Genomic DNA, 17,914 nt, shown 5'->3' on the forward strand with positions numbered 1-17,914 from the left:
GGTGATGCTCGCTGTGCCGCATATCGCCGCGCGGTCCGGGAAGCATGCCGGCTGCAACAGCGGGAGGGCCGCCCAGTTCATCACGCCGAGTCGCAAGCGAGGCAGTGCCCCATGATGCAGTCCCTGCGCAGCCGCGCCGTGCCGGTCGGTGTCGCCGCGCTCACCGCCACCGTCACGCTCGCCGGCTGCGGTGGCACCGCGAGCGGCGGCGACACTCCCGCAGCACCGGGCCACGGCAGCGTGAGCGTCGACCCGACGTTCAACAGCGCCGACGCGATGTTCGTGCGGATGATGCTCCCGCACCACGAGCAGGCCGTGGCGATGGCCGTCCTGGCCGGGACGAAGGCCACCGATCCAGGCGTCAAGCAGCTCGCCGCCAGGATCGGCACCGAGCATCAGGCCGAGATCGTCGCGATGCGGCAGCTCGCCGGACGGGCTCCCTCATGAGCGGCTGATCCGGGAGGCGGCCGGCGCCCGCCGCGGCCACCGGACCCGGGTGATGCGGGGGCCGCCGGGACACCGCCCCCCAATGTGACGACCTCCTCACCAGACCTGCCGGTTAGCTACCCGGCATGTCACGTGTATTCGTTCGTATCATGCTGCTTGCCGGAGCCGGCATCGTCCTGCTCGTCGCCGGACCCGGAGTCCTGCCGAGCTGGTCCCATCCGGCCGTGGCCCCGGCCCCGGCCAACGGGGACTGGTGGCCGACGCCGTTCCCGTCCCGCACCCACGAGTCCAAGTCACCGACGCCCCGGCCGAGCAAGTCCCCGTCGAAGTCGCCCAGCAAGTCGCCGTCGATGTCGCCGTCCAAGTCGCCGACCCAGTCGCCGTCGCGCACCGTCACCGCGTCCCCGACGTCGCTGCCCGTCACCGGCGGCGCGAGCAGCGGCACGCTCACCGGGATCCTCGTCGCCGGCGTCGCCGTCACCGGAGTGGGCGGCCTGCTGGTCCGGGCCGGACGCCGCCGGCAGCGGTCCAACGCCTCCTAGCCGGGCCCTCAAGAGCACCGTCAGACGGCGCTCTTGAGGACGCCCATCTTCGCCTGGTACACCGCGTCGAGTGCCTTCCCACCGGCCTCGCTCGCGGCCACCGTCTCGCCCCGCACCAGCACGTAGCCGCGGTCCACGGCGCCCCGGACGGCGCCGAGGGCCGGCTCGGCCATGAGCACCGCGACACCGTCGCGCGCCAGCTGCGTCACCGTGCGCAGCAGCTCCTGGACGATGAGCGGGGCGAGCCCGGTCATCATCTCGTCGAGCAGGAGCACGCGCGGCGAGCCCATGAGGGCCCGGGAGACCACGAGCATCTGCTGCTCGCCGCCGGAGAGCACGCCGACGAGGCTCTTCAGCCGGGTGCGCAGGATCGGGAAGCGGTCGATCGCGGTGTCCACGGCCGAGCGGGGCAGCCGCAGCAGCTCCGCCATCACCTGCAGGTTGTCGGCGACGTTGAGCTTCGGGAACAGCTGGCGGCCCTGGGGCACGACGGCGATCCCGGCCCGGGCGCGCGCGGCGGGCTTGAGCCGGCTCACGTCCTCGCCGTCGAGGAACACCTTGCCGGTGGCGGCCACCGAGCCGTAGGCGGCGAGCAGGGCGCTGCTCTTGCCGGCGCCGTTGGGGCCGACGAGCGCGCTGACCTGGCCGCCCGGCGCGGTCAGGTCGAGGCCGGTCACGGCGCTGGCGTGGCCGTAGCGGACCGTCAGGCCCTCGAGCCGCAGCTCATGAGACGACATGGGAAGCGTCCTCCTGATCGTCCTGCGAGGCTTCGTCGGCGGCATCGTCGGCGGCATCGTCGGATTCGGTGACCCCGAAGTACACCTGCTGCATCTCGGGGCTGCCGAGGCACTCCTGCGGGTTGCCGTCGAACACGGCGCGGCCGCGGTCGAGCAGCATGATCCGGTCGACCAGCCCGGCGACCAGGTCGACGTTGTGGTCGACCAGGATCACCGCGTGGCCGCGGCGCTGCACCGTGCGGACGACCTCGACGATGCCGTGCACACCGCTCGCGTCGGAGCCGGCGAAGGGCTCGTCGAGCAGCAGCACGAGCGGGTCCTGGCCCAGGGCGCGGCCGACCTCGACGAGGCGCTGCTCGCCGAGGGACAGGTCGCCGGCCGGGCGGTCGAGGCGGTCGATCCCGAGCTCCTCGGCGAGCTTCGCCACGGCCTGCGTGTCCGCCGCCAGGTGCGGGCGCAGGGCGCCGGCGAAGCTGCCGGCGACCATCTGCCACACGGTGCCGTGGCGGCGCGCGGCCCGGCCCAGCAGCAGGTTCTCGGCCACGGTGAGGTCGAGGGCCAGCTGCGGGTACTGGAACGTGCGCGCGAGCCCGGCCTTGGCGCGGCGGGCGGCCGGCCCGGAGAGCCGCTGCCCGCGCAGCGTCAGCTCGCCCTCCGTGGCCGGCTGCGCCCCGGAGATGAGGTCGACCAGCGTGGTCTTGCCGGCGCCGTTGGGCCCGACCAGGCCCAGGATCTCGCCCGCCCGCAGCTCGAACGAGACGTCCTGCAGGGCGGTGACCCCGCCGTACCGCTTGGTCAGCCCGGAGCCGACCAGCAAGGTCTCAGCCACGTCTTCCCCCCACGAGTCGGGCCAGCCGGCCGGCGTAGCCGATCACACCCTGCGGCGCGAGCAGCAGGATCACGAGCACTCCCAGCGCGAGGATCAGCGTGCCGCTGGTCTGCACCGCCGGGAAGTTCAGCGTCAGCTCGACGGCGATGACCGCGCCGAGCACGGCGCCCCACGGGGTCGCGGAGCCGCCGATGAGGGGCATGAAGATGGCCAGGAACACCAGGTTCAGCGTGAACGTGTCGGGCGTGACGCTGCCGGCCGAGTAGGTGAACAGCCCGCCGCCCACGGCCGCGATCGCGGCGCCGATGGCCAGCGACACGAGGTTCATCACCGACACCCGCACCCCGGCCGCCTCCACGGCGCGGGGCGCGTCGCGCATGGTCCGCACGATCACGCCCCACGGCGACATCCGCAGCCGGTCGAGCAGGAACGCGATGACGCACACGACGAGCAGCGAGCCCACCACGATCTGGTAGTGCGAGGGCTCCCAGCCGAGGATGTTGAGCCTGCGCAGCGAGCCGAGGCCGCCGGAGCCGCCGGAGAGGCTCTCGGCGTCGACGAGCAGCGCGGTGAAGGCCATGCCGAACAGCAGCGTGACGGCGGCCAGGAAGAACCCCGACAGCCGCCGGGTGGCCAGGCCGAGCAGCACCGCGACGGCGGCGGCGACGACCGGGCCGGCGATCCAGGCCAGGATCAGCGGCAGGCCGGTGCGCGAGGACAGCAGGCCGACCGCGTATCCGCCGATGCCCGCGTAGGCGCCGTAGGCCATCGACAGCGAGCCGGCCATGAGGTACGGCACGTACATCCCGAGCGCGATGAGCGCGTAGGTGGCCGTGGTGGTGATGAGGGTCTGCTTGTAGCCGTCGGCGCCGACCCACACCAGGATCAGGGCGGCGCCGACCAGGCCCAGCAGGAGGCCGAAGGACCCGGGAACCCGCTTCATGCTCGAATCCTCCGTACGAACAGGCCACTGGGCTTGAAGGCGAAGAACAGCAGGGCGACGAGCAGCAGCCCGTAGACGTGGGACTGGCCGCCGAAGTAGTACGGGACGAAGACCTCGACCAGCCCGAGCAGCAGGCCGCCGACGAGCGGGGCCCAGACCGAGCCGGTGCCGCCGACCACCATCGCCAGGAAGCCCGACAGCGCCCAGCTCAGCCCGGACAGGGAGCTCACGCCCGCCTTCGGGGCGAACAGCAGGCCGGTGATGCCGGCCAGCAGCCCGGAGACGAGGAAGGCGATGAGCCGCACCCGGTTCACCGGCAGGCCCAGCAGGCCCGCGGCGTGGGTGCTGTCGCCGACCGCCCGCAGCAGCCGCCCGGTCCGGGTGTACCGGATCCACAGGGCGGCCGCCGCGAACGCGACGACGGTGAAGCCGAGCAGCAGCACGGTGCTGGGCTGCGCCACGGTGTCGCCGAGGGGCACCGGGTCGAACGTCAGCAGGGCCTGGCCCGGCAGGGTGGTGTAGCCGAAGAGGTAGCCGCCCAGCTGCTGGATCGCGAACAGGACCGCGGCGACCGCGACCAGCGCCGGCAGCTCACCGCGCCCGGCGCGCCGCTGCACCTGCCGGACCACCGCGAGCTCGGTGACCACCGCCAGCGCGGCGGCCACGAGCACCGCGATCGCGGCGGCGGCCCAGACGTTCATGTCCTCGTAGAGCACGAGGTAGGACGTGCACAGACCGCCGACCATCGCGTACGGGCCGATGGCGAAGTTGAAGAACCCCGCCCCGACCAGCACCAGGTAGTAGGCCAGCGCGAGCAGACCGAAGAAGCATCCCATCTCCAGCGCGGACAACCACAGCTGCAACTGGCCCACGACGTTGCCTTTCTAGCGGGTGGGGTTACTTGTTACACGGGGGCTGGAAGGTGGCCCAGGGGCCTTTCGGCTTGTTGTCCGAGCCGAACTCGACCAGAGACAGGCCGCACGGCCCGTCGGCGCCCAGGTGCTTGCTGGCGCTGAAACTGAGCGTGAAGTTGGCCTGGCCGAACGTAGCCGGGTAGGCCTGGATGCTCTGGAGGGCCTCGTTGAGCTTCTTCGAGTCGTCCACGCCGCCGGCCTTCTCGATGGCCTGCTTCAGCACGTGCACGGCGTCCCACGCCTGGGCGTCGTACGCGGTGATGTCGTAGTCCTTGCCGTTCTTGTCCTGCAGGAGCTTGATGAGCTCCTTGGTGCGCGGGTTCTCCGTGTTGATCGAGCCCATGAAGATGAGCCCGTTGAGCGCACCCGGCGAGGCCAGCTTCCACGAGGACGGCTGGTTGCCGATGGAGGCGAGCGAGAAGCGCTTGGTGCCGGCCATCTGCGTGCCGAGGGTGTTCTGCGCGAGCACCTCGAAGGCGCCGCCGACGCTCGTCACGAGGACGGCATCCGGCTTGGCGTTCTTGAGCCGCGCCACCTGGGCCGACAGATCGCTGGCGTTGGCCGCGCCCTTCTCCTGGGCCACGAACTGCACGCACGTCATCTGCGCGAACAGGGCCTTGTCGAGGGCGGCGATCGTCGTGGTGTCGTCGGTGAGGACACCGATCTTGGTGATGCCGGCCGCCGCGAACGCGCCGCAGTAGACCTGGGCCCAGTCGTTGGTCGTGTTGGCCAGCATGTAGATGAGCTCGTTGTCCGGCGGCGTCACGAGCGTGGCGGTCACGCCGGTCGGCGCGATCGCGGGCAGGCCGAGCTGTGTGAGCGTCGACTTGGCCTGCAGGATCGCGGCGCTGCCGCTCTGCAGGAACAGCGCCTTGGCGCCCTGGCTGGCCAGCTTCTGCAGCGTCGCCGGCACCTTGGTCGGGTCGGACTCGTCGTTCTCGACGACGAGCTTCAGGGGCCGGCCGAGGACCCCGCCCTTGTTGTTGATCTCCTGGATCGCGAGGCGGATCGTCTTGCCGGCGATGACGCTGTACGCCGCGCCGGAGCCGGTGCTGTCCTCGTCCATGCCGATGATGATCGGCTCGCCGGTCGCGGTGCCGTTGCTCGGCTTCTCGTCACCCGCCTTGTCGCCACAGCCCGCCAGCGCGAGCGCCGTGAGCGCCAGGCCGACGACGATACGACGAGACCTCGTCGCTAAAACGCCCATGTCTACCCCTGTCGGAATTATACGAATCGTCAGCCTCGGAGGGATTGTTCGCTCGATTCAAAACCTAACAAGCGCTTGGTTTTTACATCTTGGCGAGGGCTGCCGAGCGTGTCAAGGACACGCCGGACACCTGCGCGTAACAGAAGCGTGAAAGTCCGACCGCCCTGAGCTGGGGTCCCGGTGGTGCGGCGCACCTGTCGGACGCGGCCGATCAAGGCCTTCCCGCCGGAGCGGTCCGCCGGCGCCCCCGACTCGTGGCGCCGGGCCGGCGTCGAGGGCAGGACGCCCGCGTTCGCCATCGCTCGTCGGCGACGTGCTCCTGCGCGGGGTGGCCGGGATCCGGTGGCTGGACACGATCGGCGGCGCGATCGGGCAGCGCCGGCCCGGCATGGAGGCGCCCCCGGCCGAGCGCGACACGGCCGGGGGGGGTGACGATCGACCGTCAGTCTCCGATGCGCCGGACCGTCTCCGTGGCCCAGCGCACGGCCTGCAGATAGGGGGTCACCAGGTCGCCCGCCTCCGCCGGGGGCGGGGTGCCGTGCAGGTAGGCCTGCACGGCCGAGAAGGTCGCGCCCAGCGGCCCGGCGCCGTCCACGAGGGCCGAGCGGGTCGCGTCGCTGAGCGGCAGCTGCTCGGAGAGCACCTTCGCCGGCTGCCCGATCAGCTCGGCGACGCTGGAGAGCAGCCCGACCACGAACGCCTCCTCGCCGCACTGGCCCGCCTGCTCGGCCACGAGCCGGCACAGCTGGGCCCGGATGAGCGCGTCGGCCATGCGCTCGTCGCCGGCGAGGGTCAGGTCGCCGACGAGCATGAGCATGACCCAGTCGCGGACCTGGGCGATGCCGAGCAGCATCACCGCGCCGTGCACGGTGGAGACCCGCCGGGCCGAGCCGTTCCAGGCGCAGTTCGCGGCGCGCAGCAGCCGGTAGCTCAGGGCCGGGTCGGCCGAGACGTGGGCGACGATGGCCGGCACGTCGCTCTCGGCCTCCATGAACTCGCCCAGCAGCTGGATGCAGCGCATGCGCGAGGCGCTCAGGGTCCGGGTGCTCGCCACGACCGGGCGGTCGAGGGCGTAGCCCTGGAAGAGCTCGTAGCCGAGATCCCGGGCCGCGGCGACGTCGGCCGGCGTCTCGAGCCGCTCCGCGACGAAGCGCAGGTGCGGGTGGCGCGCGCGGAGGCTGTGGATGACGGCCCGACCGGCCGCGTCGAGCCCGAGAAAGTCGATCTTCACGTAGCTCGCGACGGGCAGCAGGCGCTCGTGCTCGGAGCCGGGCACGAAGTCGTCGAGCGCGACGGCGTAGCCCGCCGCGGCCAGGGCCGCGACCCCCTCCACCACGCGGTCGTCGACCCGCACCGTCTCCAGCACCTCGAGCACGACCCGGCCCGGCACCAGGGGCACGGGCAGGTCGCCGCGCAGGAAGTCGTCGGTGAGGTTGACGAACCCGGGCAGGCCGCCGGTCAGCTCGTCGAAGTCGAACGCGGTGAACGCGGAGACGATGACCTGGCTGGTGGCGGCGGCGCCGGAGCGGTCGGCCCCGAGCGAGTGCGGGCCGGAGCGGAAGAGCAACTCGTAGCCGGCGACGGCGCCGGCGGCGTCGTAGATCGCCTGGCGGCCGACGACGACGTCGGGCGAGGCCGCCTCGGTGTGCTGCTGCTCTAGCATGTTCCGCCCTGTCAGAACGCCGCCAACGATGTCCTCCCAGACTGGGGCGGCCCGGTAGCGCGGCCGAGCACACCCGGTTGCGACACGGTTGCGGACGGCCCGGCGGCCCGGCCGTCAGCCGCCGGTCGCGCCCGTGGCCGTGAGCCGGTCCACGGCGGCGTCGACGAGGGCGCCGGCCTCGGCGTCGGTGAACACGCCCGGCAGCGTGAGCCGATCGAGGATGAGCCAGTTGAGCGCCAGGTACAGCAGCCGGACCGCGGTCTCGTCGCCGGGCTGACCGGACTCGCGGTGCAAGGCGACGTTGGCCGCCAGGTCGGTGCCGACCATCTCGGTGAGCACCGCGCGCAGGGCCGGGCGGCGGATCGCCTCCAGCCGCAGCTCCAGCAGGGCCAGGTAGCCGCTCGGGAACCCGGACAGCCGGGCCACCAGCTCGTGCATGAGCTGCTTGAGGGTGGCGCCGGGGGTGGCCCCCAGCGAGCTCAGGCGCAGGCGCTCGTAGACCCGCCCGCCCGTCTGGTCGATGAGCGCGTCCCGGCTCGCGAAGTAGTTCGAGGCGGTGCCGGGCGGGACCGCGGCCTCGAGGTCGACCGCGCGGAAGGTCAGGCCGCGGGACCCCTCGCGCGCCAGCACCTCGATCGCCGCGTCGAGCAGCGCCGCCCGCCGGTTCGGGTTCTTCCGGGACATCCGCGCTCCTTCGCCGTTGACATCACTACGGACATAGTACTACGTTCAGATCACTACGAACGGAGTGGTACGTATGCGAGCACTGACCTACTACATCGGGACCACGATCGACGGGTACATCGCCGGCCCCGGCGGCGAGACCGACTGCTTCCCGCTGTCCGGGGACGTGCTCGGGCACATCGCCGCGGAGTATCCGGAGACACTGCCCACCACGGCCCGGGCCCACCTCGGCGTGGATGCGCCCAACCGGCGCTTCGACACCGTGGTGATGGGCCGGGCCACCTACCAGCCGGCGGTCGACGCGGGCATCGCGGAGCCATACGCCCACCTGCGCCAACACATCGTCTCCACGACCATCGCCGGCGCCGAGCACGACCCGCTCCGGCTGGTCCGCGAGCTCAAGGCCCAGGACGGGCTCGGCATCTGGCTGTGCGGGGGCGCCCGGGTGGCGGGCGCCGTGCTGCCCGAGATCGACGAGCTGGTCGTGAAGCGGTACCCGGTGGTCGCGGGCGCGGGCATCCCCCTGTTCGCGGGCCCGTACGAGCCCGTGTCGTGGACGCTGACCGGGCACACCACGTTCGCGAGCGGGGCCGCGATCATGACCTACGCGCGCACCCCGCACCGAGTAGGCGGCGAGTCCGCCTGCTCCTCCGCGGCCGGCGCCACGGCCGGCCCCACGGCCGGCGCCACGGCCGACGTCGACCTCGTCCCACGTCTCTCCTGACGACCGGGGCCGCGGCCCAGGTGCTCACCCGCCTGTGGTCCAGGGCACACTCCGGCCGCCGAAGCTGCCGCGCACACCGGCCGGGCGGTCGCGTTCCGGCGCGACCCGAGCATCGCGACCGGCCCTGACTCCGGCCAGCGGGGTGGTGGTGCGGGTGATCCTGCTGGCAGCCTCGTGCGGATGCGCCGAGCGATTCCTATTCTCGCGATCATGGCAGTGCTCCTTGCCGTATTCGGATTCTGGCGGCACGACCGGTCCGCCGCCCGGGTGGCGGCCGGGGCCGCGAACCCGCCCGTGAGCGGGCTGCACGTGCGCGGCTCCGAGATCGTGCAGGCCGGCGGCGAGCCGTTGCTGATGCGCGGGATCAGCTATCCGTACGCCTGGTTCCCCCAGCACGCCGCGGCGTTCGCGGACATCAAGCGCCTCGGCGCGAACACGGTGCGGGTGGTGCTCACCGGCGACGTGCCGGGCCGCGAGGTGGCCGGGATCGTCGCGCGGTGCAAGGAGAACCGGCTCGTGTGCGTGCTGGAGGACCACGACACGACCGGCTACGGCGACCGCGAGGGGGCCGTCACCCTCGACCGTGCGGCGGACTACTGGGCCGGGCTCGCGCCGGTGCTGCGGGGGTCGGAGGACTACGTCGTCGTGAACATCGGCAACGAGCCCTACGGCAACGGCGACACCTCGGGCTGGGCCAAGGCGACCGGGGACGCGGTCGCGAAGGTGCGCGCGGCGGGCCTGCGCCACCTGCTCATGGTGGACGCGCCGAACTGGGGCCAGGACTGGTCGGGCACCATGCGCGACTCCGCCCCGGCGGTGTTCGCCCGCGACCCGCTGCGCAGCACGGTGTTCTCGGTGCACATGTACGGCGTGTACGGCTCGCCCGCGAAGGTGACCGACTACTTCGACGCGTTCCGCCGCACCGGGCTGCCGCTCGTCGTCGGCGAGTTCGGGTGGCGGCACACCGACGGCCCGGTGGCCGCGGACGCGATCATGCGCGAGTCCGACGCGCGTGGCATCGGCTACCTCGGCTGGTCGTGGAGCGGCAACGGGGACGGGGTGGAGTATCTCGACGCGGCCGAGGGCTTCGACGCGGACCGCCTGACGGACTGGGGCCGCCGGCTCTTCGACGGCATCAAGGCCACCTCGCGTGAGGCGACGGTGTTCACGAGGGCTTCGCGATGACCAGGAACCGGTTCTCGGTCCGGCGCGCGAACTTCATGAAGCCACGCAGCCCCGGCAGGCCCTCCATGAGCCCGAACAGGGGGATGAGCGCGACCACGGCGACCGGCTCCCACCAGCGGCGCCGGCCGTCCTCGGAGACGCCCGCGTTGACCCGCAGGCCCTCCCAGTACATCCAGACCACGTAGGCCATGTTCACCGCCCACAGCGGGATGATGAGCACCGTGGTCGGCGACGTGTTCGGGTCGGCGATCAGGAGCCCGATCAGCATGACGACGGCGACGTTCTGGATCGGCCCGATCACCCACGACATCACCGAGTAGCCCAGCAGCAGCCGGTTGCGCAGCCGCAGCGTCGGGTTGAAGACCAGCCCGGCCAGCCCCCACGACCAGCGCTCCCGCTGCCGGAAGAAGTCCCGCACGCTGGCCGGCGACGCGCCGTAGCACCGGCCGCCGAACCAGGCGCTGCGGCCCTCGTACCGGTCGCTGAAGATGAGCGCGAACTGCGCGTCCTCGACCAGGCTGCGCGGGCCGAAGTCCCAGCCGATGGTGGCCTCGACGGACGCGCGCACCAGCAGCAGCTCACCGTGCACGCCCACGCGCGGGGTGCCGCTGCCGGTCCAGGCCGAGAAGCGCCCGACGTCCTCGGCCGGGCGGGCCGAGTCCGCGAGCCAGGTGAGCCGGTTGACCGCGTACTCGCGCGGATACGTCAGGATGCCCTGGGCCAGGTGCTTCGCGGCGGCCCCGGCCTCGTCCTGCTCCGCGATGAACCGCGCCATCGCCAGGGCCGTGTCGGGCCCGACGCCGGTGTCGTCGTCCATGTGCAGCACCCACACGTCGTCGCGGGCCTCACCCTCGCGGATGCGCAGCTCGTGGGCGTAGTGGGCGGCGCGGGCCTTGAACCGGGTGCCGTTGGGCGTGCGGTACCCGGCCGGCACGGTGACGAGCCGGACCATCTCGCTGTGTGCGGCCAGGGCGGCGATCCGCTCGTGGCCCTCGCTGCCCTCGTCGACGAGCACGTCGATGCGCAGGCGCGGGAAGCACGGGGGGAGCCAGGTGATGTACGAGTGGATGGAGCGCTCGAGCGCGGGGTGGGTGTCGTGCCGCCCGATCGTCGGCACCACCACCACGAGCAGCCTGTCGCTGGTGGGTGAGGCGCGGCCGGACCACCGCGCGGCGGAGGCCCGCAGCGCCTTGCGGGTGCGGCGCAGCCCGACGATGCCGGTGAGGGTGGTGAAGATCGGCCAGGTCCAGAGCACCGTCAGCGGCCAGCCGAGCACGCCGGGGTGGGGCTGGGTGAGCCAGGTCTCGCTGAGCACGATGATGAGGTACGACAGCACCAATGGCGAGTACGCGGGCCGCCAGCGGGCGAGCCGGCGCGGCGATGCTCCCACCGGGGCGAACTACCCGTGAAGCCCCCGGGCAATCTCGCGGCCGACCGGCACCTGGGCTCCCGGGCGCGGTGTGCCGCCGGCGTCCGGGCCGGCGGCACACCGTCCTGCAGTGCTCGCTCAGAAGTTGCCGGGCTCGCTCAGAAGTTGCCGGCCGTGTTGCACTTGGCCTTCTGCCGGACGCAGTCCTTCACCCGCTGGCCCATGGCCGTGTTGTCCCAGGCGAGGAACGAGTCGCCGTGGATCGACGACGCCATGCCCGACGCCAGCGTGAAGCCGGCGGCGCTGCCGTGGGTCGGGTACGCGATCACGAACGAGATGTTCGGGATCGCGACCGGGAACTGGCCCTGGCACTTGCCGTTGACCGCCCCGCCCACGTGCGACTTGTGGTCCGGGCTGTCCAGATGGACGCCGTCCCAGCAGTCGGGGAAGACGAGCTGGTAGTTGAGGTACGCGGTCTGGGCGCAGCGCGGCCAGTTGCCGTCGGTGCTGCGGCCGATCTCGCCGCCCGCTCCGGCGCACCAGAACTGGTTGGGCGAGCCGGCCGGGGTGGCCACCTGGAGCTTGGCGTCACCCGAGATCATCCGGAAGCCCTGCGGGAACGGCATCGTCGCGCTCGGGTCCGGCAGCCGCGAGCCGTAGTACACGGTCACGCCGCTGGGCTCGACGGCCACGCCGTTCTCGTACAGCGTCGGAATCCAGTACGCCGACAGGTCCCCCGCCGGTGAGCAGGACGACGCGCTGTTGTTGAGCAGGGTGTCGGTCGTCGTGTTCGCGTTGGTGCTGCGGTTGCCCAGGAAGCTGTGCATGTGCGAGGCACCGGGCAGCCCGGGGAAGACGATCGGGTCGTCCTTGAACGAGTGGCTGTAGGTGCACGCCGCGTTGAACTCCGAGACGCGCACCGCGTCGGCCGGCGCCGGGTGCGTCGGCAGCGCGTTGAACGCGGCCACCTGGGCCTGCCACTTGTTCTGGTCCATGGTCACCCAGCCGGCCCCGCTGCTCGGCGGGGTGGTGCTGCCGCCGGTGCCGAAGACCTGGAACTCCCACAGGGACACGCCGTACTGCGTCGCCCGCTTGGTCGTGTTGAGCTTCACGTAACGGCCGGAGCCGCTCACGGTCAGCGTCTGGGTGCCGCCGGTGCCGTTCACCGTGGTGTTGATCGTGGTCCAGGCGGCGCCGTCGGCCGAGGTCTGGATGGTGAAGTCCTTGGCGTAGGCCGCCTCCCAGCTGAGCACCACCTTGGTGATGGTGGCGCTCGAGCCCAGGTCCACCTGCAGCCACTGCGGGTCGCTGAAGGCGCTAGACCAGCGGGTGCCCGCGTTGCCGTCGACGGCGGCCGCGGCGGTGGTGCCGCCGTTCTCGCTCGACGAGGCGGTGGCGGGCTTGCCCTGGGAGATGGGGGTCTCGGCGGCATCGGCGGAGCGCAGTGCGAGGCCGGTGATGAAGGTGGCGACGAGCGCGGTGGCCGCGGCGCCGAACGTGATCGTGCGCAGCCGGGATCGGCCCGCGCGTGCGGGTCGGGTGGTCATGAAGCATCCTCCGGGGTCGGCGGGTCGGCCGGGGGCGGAGTCCGGCCGATCTTGCCAGAGAGCGCTCTCTGTGAGGTTCCCACTGTGGACCCCGCACTTGACGCATGTCAATGGCCTTGTGCCCGGTTCGCCGAATCGGAGAGCGCTCTCCCAAGACTCTCATTCAGGACACCCGGGGAGAGCGCTCCCTCGACCGGCGCTCCTGGGCGGCGAGAACGTCGTCGCCGTGGCGCAGCCCCATCACGCGCAGCGGCTCAGGTCCCGCCCGGCCGCGGTGACGAGCCGGTCGCGGCAGGCGTGCCGGCGCCTGTCACCGGCATGACGGCCGGGCGCTAGGGTGATTGGCCGTGCTGCATGAGCTGATCGCCGCGTACCGTCCCGCCGATGCCGACGAGGAGCGTGACGTCGCGCGGGTGCGGGCGTTGCTCGGCGGAGGCGGTGACGTATGGTCGCGGGCGACCCCGCTGCACGTCACCGCGTCCGCGCTGATCGTCGACCCGGCCTCGGGGCGGGTGCTGCTGCGCTGGCACGCGCGGCAGGAGGCGTGGCTGCAGGTCGGCGGGCACGGGGACCCCGGCGAGACCGACCCGGTCGCCGTCGCGCTGCGCGAGGGCGAGGAGGAGACCGGCCTCGCCGACCTCGTCCCCTACCCCGATCCGGCCCGCGCCGAGATCGTGCACGTCGTCGTGGTGCCGGTGAACGCGAAGGGCGACGAGCCGGCGCACGAGCACGCCGATGTGCGGTTCGTGCTGGCCACCGGCCGCCCCGAAGCGGCCCGGCCGGAGAAGCCCGACGCGCCCCTGCGCTGGGTCACCGTGGCCGAGGCGCTGGGCCTCGCCACCGAGCCCAACCTGCGCGAGACGATCGCGCGGGCCGGCCGGCTGCTCACCTCGGCGGCGTGACGCCGGGCGAGTGCCCGCCCGGCACCCGGCGGTCCGCAGTCAGCTCGGCCGCAGGATCGGCACCTTCTCCTGCGGTCCCGAGAAGTTGAACACCACGTTGGGACCGGCGATCAGAGGCGCCACCGCGGCGGCGGTCAGCGTGCGGACGGAGACGCCGTCGTCGAACCCGTTGTGGTCGCATCCGTCGTACCGCAGCAGGATCTCGGTCGGGCCGGCGGCGGACCGGACGAGCAGGACGATGGCCTCGTCGCCGTAGGAGACCTCCGGCAAGCAGGTCTGCGGGGCGTCGGGGCCTCCGCCGACCGGCGCCTTCGCGATCTCGCGGACCGCCCCGGCAGCCGCGGAGCCGTCCAGTCGCAGCGAAGAGACCAGGCGCGGGCTCGAACTGCCGGCTCCCCCGGCGACCTCGTACTTGCAGGCCGATACGCTCGCCACGTCCCGCAGCGACGCCACGCCCACCGGCTTGCGCGGCCGCTGCTGCGGGTGGAGGCCGATCGGGTGCTCGACCGGGCAGCCGTAGCTGTCGACGTCCACCCGGCGGATCGTGCCGACGATGCGTTGCCGCAGCTCCTGGGGCGCGTTGACGGTAATCATGACACCGTCACGGAGTACGACCGTCTGGTCGCCCTCCTGCCGCACGCCGGGCGGCTCGCTCGTGCGGTCGAAGGTCACCAGCTGCCCCGTCTTGCGGACCAGCGTGATGGGGTCGGGTGAGCCCCCGACCCAGCAGCCGACCGTGGCCACCGCACCGGGGCGCCCGACCACCGGCCGCGCGAGCTCGTCCGCTCGCGTGATGCACCACGCGTGCAGCCGCTGGCTGCCGTTGGCCCAGCCCCAGCTCCCAGGCACGGCGACCTCGATCCCGCCGTAGGACTCCCATCGCCAGCCCTCCGGCGCCGCGGAGGCGCCCACCTCCGGCCCGGCGGAGGCGCTCACCTCCGGCGGCGCCTGGTTGCGCGCCGCACAGGCGGACATCGTCAGGACCAGCAGCGTGAACGCGGCCGCGGCCGAGCGTCGCATGACTCCCCATCTCCGGATGACTCGCCCGGTAGGACGCGGCCGGCGTCCCGACGGTTCCCCGGCCGGCTGTGGCGACAACACCCGGATCGCCGCGCATCGGCCATCCGCTCATCGGCTACGCGCGCCCGCGGCGGGGCGCGGCGGTCTACGCGGCGACCGCCACCCGGTCGGCGAGCCGCGAGACCGCGGTGAAGGCCCCGAAGCCGAGCACCCGCACCAGTTCCTCGTCGCCCCGCGGCCCGGCCGAGCTCCGCCAGGCCGCCACCGCGGACCCGGTCAGCCGATAGGGTGCGGTGTCGTCGGACCAGGGTCGTCACGTTCGGGTACCACCCTGGTCGTAGTCGTCCGACGCGAGCACCGGCCCTCATCGCCGCCCGCGAGATCCGGGCAACGCCCGGAAGACCACGCTGAACGTCGCCGGCTCCGCCCGCAGCACATACGGCGGCAGCACCCCCGGCCCGCAGGCCGCGCTGCCCAGCCCATGGTGCGCGTGGTCGAGGTGCAGATGGATGCGGTCGCCCGGCACCAGGTCCGCCCGGTGGCGGGCCGCGTCCAGGTCCGGCGTCGACCAGCGCCGCGCGGTGAAGTCGATGCGCGGCGCACCCTCGACGCGCAGGCCCGTGCCGTCCGGCCCGGTGAGCGTGAGCCACCGGGCGTCGGCCCGGTTGCCGTTCTCCTGCGGATACACGTACGGCGTGGCTAGGTCGTCCACTGTGGACCGATAGCGCCCGATCAGCGCCGCGGTCCGCGAATCCGGGTACGCCTCGCCCGGCCCCGCCCCGAACCAGCTGACGTCGCCGAGGTCCGGCGGCAGCTCCAGCCGGACCCCGAGGCGCGGGAGCGGCACGTCCCACCCGCCGGTCGGCTCGACGCGGACGGTCAGCTCGGCGCCCCGGTCGACGGGCCGCCACGTGTACCACGTCAGCAACGCCCGATCCGAGGACGCCGCCGCCACGCGAGTCGCGACCACCACGGCATCGGGCGCGAGGTCGATCCCGAGCAGCCGGTGCGTCATCCGGTGCAGCCCCGCGGCGCGCCAGCGCCCGGCGACCGGATCGGGTCCGAGGCGGTCGTTGTCGATCGGCGCGCGCCAGACGTCCAGGACCGGCCCGCGCGGCAGCGCGAGGTCCCCGAGCCGCGTCAGCCGCCCGTGCACCGGCTCGAACTCGGCCGCTCCGAACCGGATCACGCCGCCCTCCCGCCGGGGCGCCGGCATCGAGACGGCGACCGGGGCGGGACCGGCGCGCAGCTGGACCTGCCCGCTGCCGATCTCGAGCCCGTCCGCGGCGACGGCGTGCACCGTGAGCCAGGCCTCGCCGGTCCCGGGCGGCACCGGGGCGTGCGGCAGCGCCACCACCGCGGTCTGCCCCGCCGCGACCGCCGGCAGCCGCACCGCCCCCTCGGCCGAGGGCACCCCGTCGACCGTCACCGACCAGTGCAGGCCCGCGCCGCCGAGGGAGCGGAAGGCGTACCGGTTGCGCACCGTCACCTCGCCGGGCCGGACGGCGAGGCGGACCGGCGCGTACACGGCGCCCAGCTCGGTCAGCCCCGGCGACGGTGTGCGGTCCGGGAAGACGAGCCCGTCGATCACGAAGTTGCCGTCGTGCAGGGGCTCGCCGAAGTCGCCCCCGTAGGCGAAGTCGCCGCCGGGGCGGCGGATGCCGTGGTCGAGCCACTCCCACACGAAGCCGCCCTGGCAGCGCGGATGGCGGTCGAACAGCTCGTCGTACTCGGCGAGGCCGCCCGGCCCGTTGCCCATCGCGTGCGCGTACTCGCACAGGATGAACGGCAGGTGCGGCCCGTGGTCCTCGCCGCGGCCGATCGCGTCGACCTCGGCGTGCGTCGCGTACATGCGGCTGTAGACGTCGACGTGCGCGCAGCCGCGGTCGCCCTCGTAGTGCAGGGGCCGGTCCGGGTCGCGCTCGCGGGCCCAGTCGGCCATCAGGCCGAGGTTCGCGCCGACGCCGGCCTCGTTGCCCAGCGACCACATGATGACCGACGGGTGGTTCTTGTCCCGCTCCACCATCCGGCGCATCCGGTCGACGCAGGCCTCGGCGAACCGCGGGTCGTCGCTGGGGTTGCCGCGCCAGCCCACCGTCTCGAAGCCGTGCGTCTCGTAGTCGCATTCGTCGAGGACCCAGAAGCCGAGCTCGTCGCACAGGTCGAGCACGGCCGGGTGCGGCGGGTAGTGGCTGGTGCGGATCGCGTTGACGTGGTGGCGCCGCATGAGCTCCAGCTCGGCGCGGACCACCTCGATCGGCACGACCCGGCCGAGGTCGGGGTGGAACTCGTGCCGGTTCACGCCGCGCAGCACGATCCGCCGGCCGTTGACGGTGAGGATGCCGCCGGTGATCGCCACGGTGCGGAACCCGACGCGCAGGGTCGCCGTCTCGGTGGCGGTGGCGACGACGAGCTCGTAGAGGCGCGGTGTCTCGGCGGTCCACGGCTCGACCGGGCCCGCGTCGTGCGCGACCCCGGCCGGCAGGCCGGCCAGGCCGAGGGCGGGGATGCTCACCGTCGCGCCGGGCGGGCCGTCGACGCGCAGCCGGCCGTGGCCGCCGGGCTCGAAGGTCGCGTGGACGAACACGTCGTCGACGCCGCCGGCGGGGCGGGCGAGCAGGGTGACGTCGCGGAAGATGCCCGGCAGCCACCACATGTCCTGGTCTTCGAGGTAGCTGCCGGCCGACCACTGGTGCACCCGCACGGCCAGGACGTTGGTGCCGCCGGGCCGCAGCGCCGCGGTCACGTCGAACTCGGCGGGCAGGCGACTGCCCTGGGTGACGCCCAGCTCGACGCCGTTGAGCCACACCCGCCCGCACGAGTCGACGCCGTCGAAGCGCAGCCGGGCGCCGAGCCCCTCGAACGCGGCCGGCACCTCGAAGACGAGGCGGTGGTCACCGGTCGGGTTGTCGGTGGGCACGTGCGGCGGGTCGAGCGGGAACGGGTAGACGACGTTGGTGTACGCCGGGCGGCCGTGGCCGTGCATCGGCCAGCTCGACGGCACCGGCAGCCGGGACCAGCCGGAGTCGTCGAAACCGGGCGCCCAGAACCCGTCGGCCGCCTCGGCCGCGCTGGGCGCGAGCCGGAACCGCCAGACCCCGTTGAGGCTCAGGCGCGGCGCGTCGGTGTCGAACGCGGCGCGCGGCGCGCAGGTGCCGATGGGGCGGCCGAAGCCGGTCAGGTACTCCACCCGGCCACCGT

The 17,914-nt window shown here is 73.2% G+C and carries 16 protein-coding genes; 5 read left to right on the plus strand and 11 right to left on the minus strand.

The features are described 5' to 3' along the window. Positions 1-111 precede the first annotated feature (111 nt). The gene (locus ACQP2P_RS31540; RefSeq protein WP_433606986.1) at positions 112-447 is read left to right on the plus strand and encodes a DUF305 domain-containing protein; all 336 of its coding nucleotides are present in this window, start codon (positions 112-114) and stop codon (positions 445-447) included. A gap of 149 nt (positions 448-596) precedes the next feature. Beyond that, on the plus strand, positions 597-989 hold the full coding sequence (locus ACQP2P_RS31545; protein ID WP_433606988.1) for a hypothetical protein: 393 nt from the start codon (positions 597-599) through the stop codon (positions 987-989). Positions 990-1,009: 20 nt separating this feature from the next. On the opposite strand, the gene ACQP2P_RS31550 is transcribed toward ACQP2P_RS31545, so the two are convergent. The 7 genes from ACQP2P_RS31550 to ACQP2P_RS31580 all read right to left on the minus strand — a co-directional run bounded on the left by ACQP2P_RS31550 (position 1,010) and on the right by ACQP2P_RS31580 (position 7,966). Continuing rightward, positions 1,010-1,726, minus strand: a complete 717-nt coding sequence (locus tag ACQP2P_RS31550; RefSeq protein ID WP_433606990.1) for an ABC transporter ATP-binding protein — start codon at positions 1,724-1,726, stop codon at positions 1,010-1,012. Next, a complete protein-coding gene (locus ACQP2P_RS31555; RefSeq protein WP_433606992.1) occupies positions 1,713-2,555 on the minus strand; it encodes an ABC transporter ATP-binding protein in 843 nt (280 codons plus the stop codon). The genes ACQP2P_RS31550 and ACQP2P_RS31555 overlap by 14 nt, the downstream gene beginning before the upstream one ends. Then, on the minus strand, positions 2,548-3,498 hold the full coding sequence (locus ACQP2P_RS31560; protein WP_433606994.1) for a branched-chain amino acid ABC transporter permease: 951 nt from the start codon (positions 3,496-3,498) through the stop codon (positions 2,548-2,550). The genes ACQP2P_RS31555 and ACQP2P_RS31560 overlap by 8 nt, the downstream gene beginning before the upstream one ends. After that, positions 3,495-4,370 carry a branched-chain amino acid ABC transporter permease gene (locus ACQP2P_RS31565; RefSeq protein ID WP_433087741.1) on the minus strand — a complete coding sequence of 292 codons (876 nt, stop codon included), beginning with the start codon at positions 4,368-4,370 and terminating at the stop codon, positions 3,495-3,497. The genes ACQP2P_RS31560 and ACQP2P_RS31565 overlap by 4 nt, the downstream gene beginning before the upstream one ends. A 25-nt stretch (positions 4,371-4,395) precedes the next feature. After that, a complete protein-coding gene (locus tag ACQP2P_RS31570; protein ID WP_433606996.1) occupies positions 4,396-5,619 on the minus strand; it encodes an ABC transporter substrate-binding protein in 1,224 nt (407 codons plus the stop codon). A 442-nt stretch (positions 5,620-6,061) separates the two neighbouring features. Then, complete coding sequence (locus ACQP2P_RS31575) at positions 6,062-7,282, minus strand: EAL and HDOD domain-containing protein (RefSeq protein WP_433606998.1); 1,221 nt, start codon at positions 7,280-7,282, stop codon at positions 6,062-6,064. 114 nt (positions 7,283-7,396) lie between these two features. Then, positions 7,397-7,966 (minus strand): TetR/AcrR family transcriptional regulator, encoded by a 570-nt coding sequence (locus ACQP2P_RS31580; protein WP_433607000.1) that lies wholly within the window; start codon positions 7,964-7,966, stop codon positions 7,397-7,399. A gap of 73 nt (positions 7,967-8,039) precedes the next feature. Here ACQP2P_RS31580 and ACQP2P_RS31585 point away from each other — a divergent pair, with 73 nt between their 5' ends. Continuing rightward, positions 8,040-8,690, plus strand: a complete 651-nt coding sequence (locus ACQP2P_RS31585) for a dihydrofolate reductase family protein (RefSeq protein WP_433607002.1) — start codon at positions 8,040-8,042, stop codon at positions 8,688-8,690. A 210-nt stretch (positions 8,691-8,900) separates the two neighbouring features. Further along, positions 8,901-9,875, plus strand: a complete 975-nt coding sequence (locus tag ACQP2P_RS31590) for a glycoside hydrolase family 5 protein (protein ID WP_433607004.1) — start codon at positions 8,901-8,903, stop codon at positions 9,873-9,875. On the opposite strand, the gene ACQP2P_RS31595 is transcribed toward ACQP2P_RS31590, so the two are convergent. Both ACQP2P_RS31595 and ACQP2P_RS31600 read right to left on the minus strand, forming a co-directional pair. Further along, positions 9,856-11,265, minus strand: a complete 1,410-nt coding sequence (locus ACQP2P_RS31595; RefSeq protein ID WP_433607006.1) for a glycosyltransferase family 2 protein — start codon at positions 11,263-11,265, stop codon at positions 9,856-9,858. The two genes, ACQP2P_RS31590 and ACQP2P_RS31595, sit on opposite strands and share 20 nt — an antisense overlap. 137 nt (positions 11,266-11,402) lie before the next feature. Continuing rightward, positions 11,403-12,791, minus strand: coding sequence for a DUF1996 domain-containing protein (locus ACQP2P_RS31600; protein ID WP_433607008.1), 1,389 nt, complete (start codon positions 12,789-12,791; stop codon positions 11,403-11,405). Positions 12,792-13,132: 341 nt separating this feature from the next. Between ACQP2P_RS31600 and ACQP2P_RS31605 the strand changes: the two genes are divergently transcribed. Next, a complete protein-coding gene (locus ACQP2P_RS31605) occupies positions 13,133-13,693 on the plus strand; it encodes an NUDIX hydrolase (RefSeq protein WP_433607010.1) in 561 nt (186 codons plus the stop codon). 39 nt (positions 13,694-13,732) lie between these two features. On the opposite strand, the gene ACQP2P_RS31610 is transcribed toward ACQP2P_RS31605, so the two are convergent. Both ACQP2P_RS31610 and ACQP2P_RS31615 read right to left on the minus strand, forming a co-directional pair. Beyond that, a complete protein-coding gene (locus ACQP2P_RS31610) occupies positions 13,733-14,713 on the minus strand; it encodes a hypothetical protein (protein ID WP_433607012.1) in 981 nt (326 codons plus the stop codon). Between the two features lie 364 nt (positions 14,714-15,077). Beyond that, positions 15,078-17,903 (minus strand): glycoside hydrolase family 2 TIM barrel-domain containing protein, encoded by a 2,826-nt coding sequence (locus tag ACQP2P_RS31615; protein WP_433607014.1) that lies wholly within the window; start codon positions 17,901-17,903, stop codon positions 15,078-15,080. Positions 17,904-17,914 lie beyond the last annotated feature (11 nt).

The organism is Dactylosporangium sp. CA-139114, assembly GCF_050955725.1.
Lineage (GTDB): Bacteria > Actinomycetota > Actinomycetes > Mycobacteriales > Micromonosporaceae > Dactylosporangium.

Excerpts from the sequence above, each read along its gene's own strand:
- ACQP2P_RS31540 (WP_433606986.1), top strand. The coding sequence starts at position 112 with ATGATGCAGTCCCTGCGCAGCCGCGCCGTGCCGGTCGGTGTCGCCGCG.
- ACQP2P_RS31545 (WP_433606988.1), top strand. The coding sequence starts at position 597 with ATGCTGCTTGCCGGAGCCGGCATCGTCCTGCTCGTCGCCGGACCCGGA.
- ACQP2P_RS31550 (WP_433606990.1), bottom strand. The coding sequence starts at position 1,726 with ATGTCGTCTCATGAGCTGCGGCTCGAGGGCCTGACGGTCCGCTACGGC.
- ACQP2P_RS31560 (WP_433606994.1), bottom strand. The coding sequence starts at position 3,498 with ATGAAGCGGGTTCCCGGGTCCTTCGGCCTCCTGCTGGGCCTGGTCGGC.
- ACQP2P_RS31570 (WP_433606996.1), bottom strand. The coding sequence starts at position 5,619 with ATGGGCGTTTTAGCGACGAGGTCTCGTCGTATCGTCGTCGGCCTGGCG.
- ACQP2P_RS31575 (WP_433606998.1), bottom strand. The coding sequence starts at position 7,282 with ATGCTAGAGCAGCAGCACACCGAGGCGGCCTCGCCCGACGTCGTCGTC.
- ACQP2P_RS31580 (WP_433607000.1), bottom strand. The coding sequence starts at position 7,966 with ATGTCCCGGAAGAACCCGAACCGGCGGGCGGCGCTGCTCGACGCGGCG.
- ACQP2P_RS31585 (WP_433607002.1), top strand. The coding sequence starts at position 8,040 with ATGCGAGCACTGACCTACTACATCGGGACCACGATCGACGGGTACATC.
- ACQP2P_RS31590 (WP_433607004.1), top strand. The coding sequence starts at position 8,901 with ATGGCAGTGCTCCTTGCCGTATTCGGATTCTGGCGGCACGACCGGTCC.
- ACQP2P_RS31600 (WP_433607008.1), bottom strand. The coding sequence starts at position 12,791 with ATGACCACCCGACCCGCACGCGCGGGCCGATCCCGGCTGCGCACGATC.
- ACQP2P_RS31610 (WP_433607012.1), bottom strand. The coding sequence starts at position 14,713 with ATGCGACGCTCGGCCGCGGCCGCGTTCACGCTGCTGGTCCTGACGATG.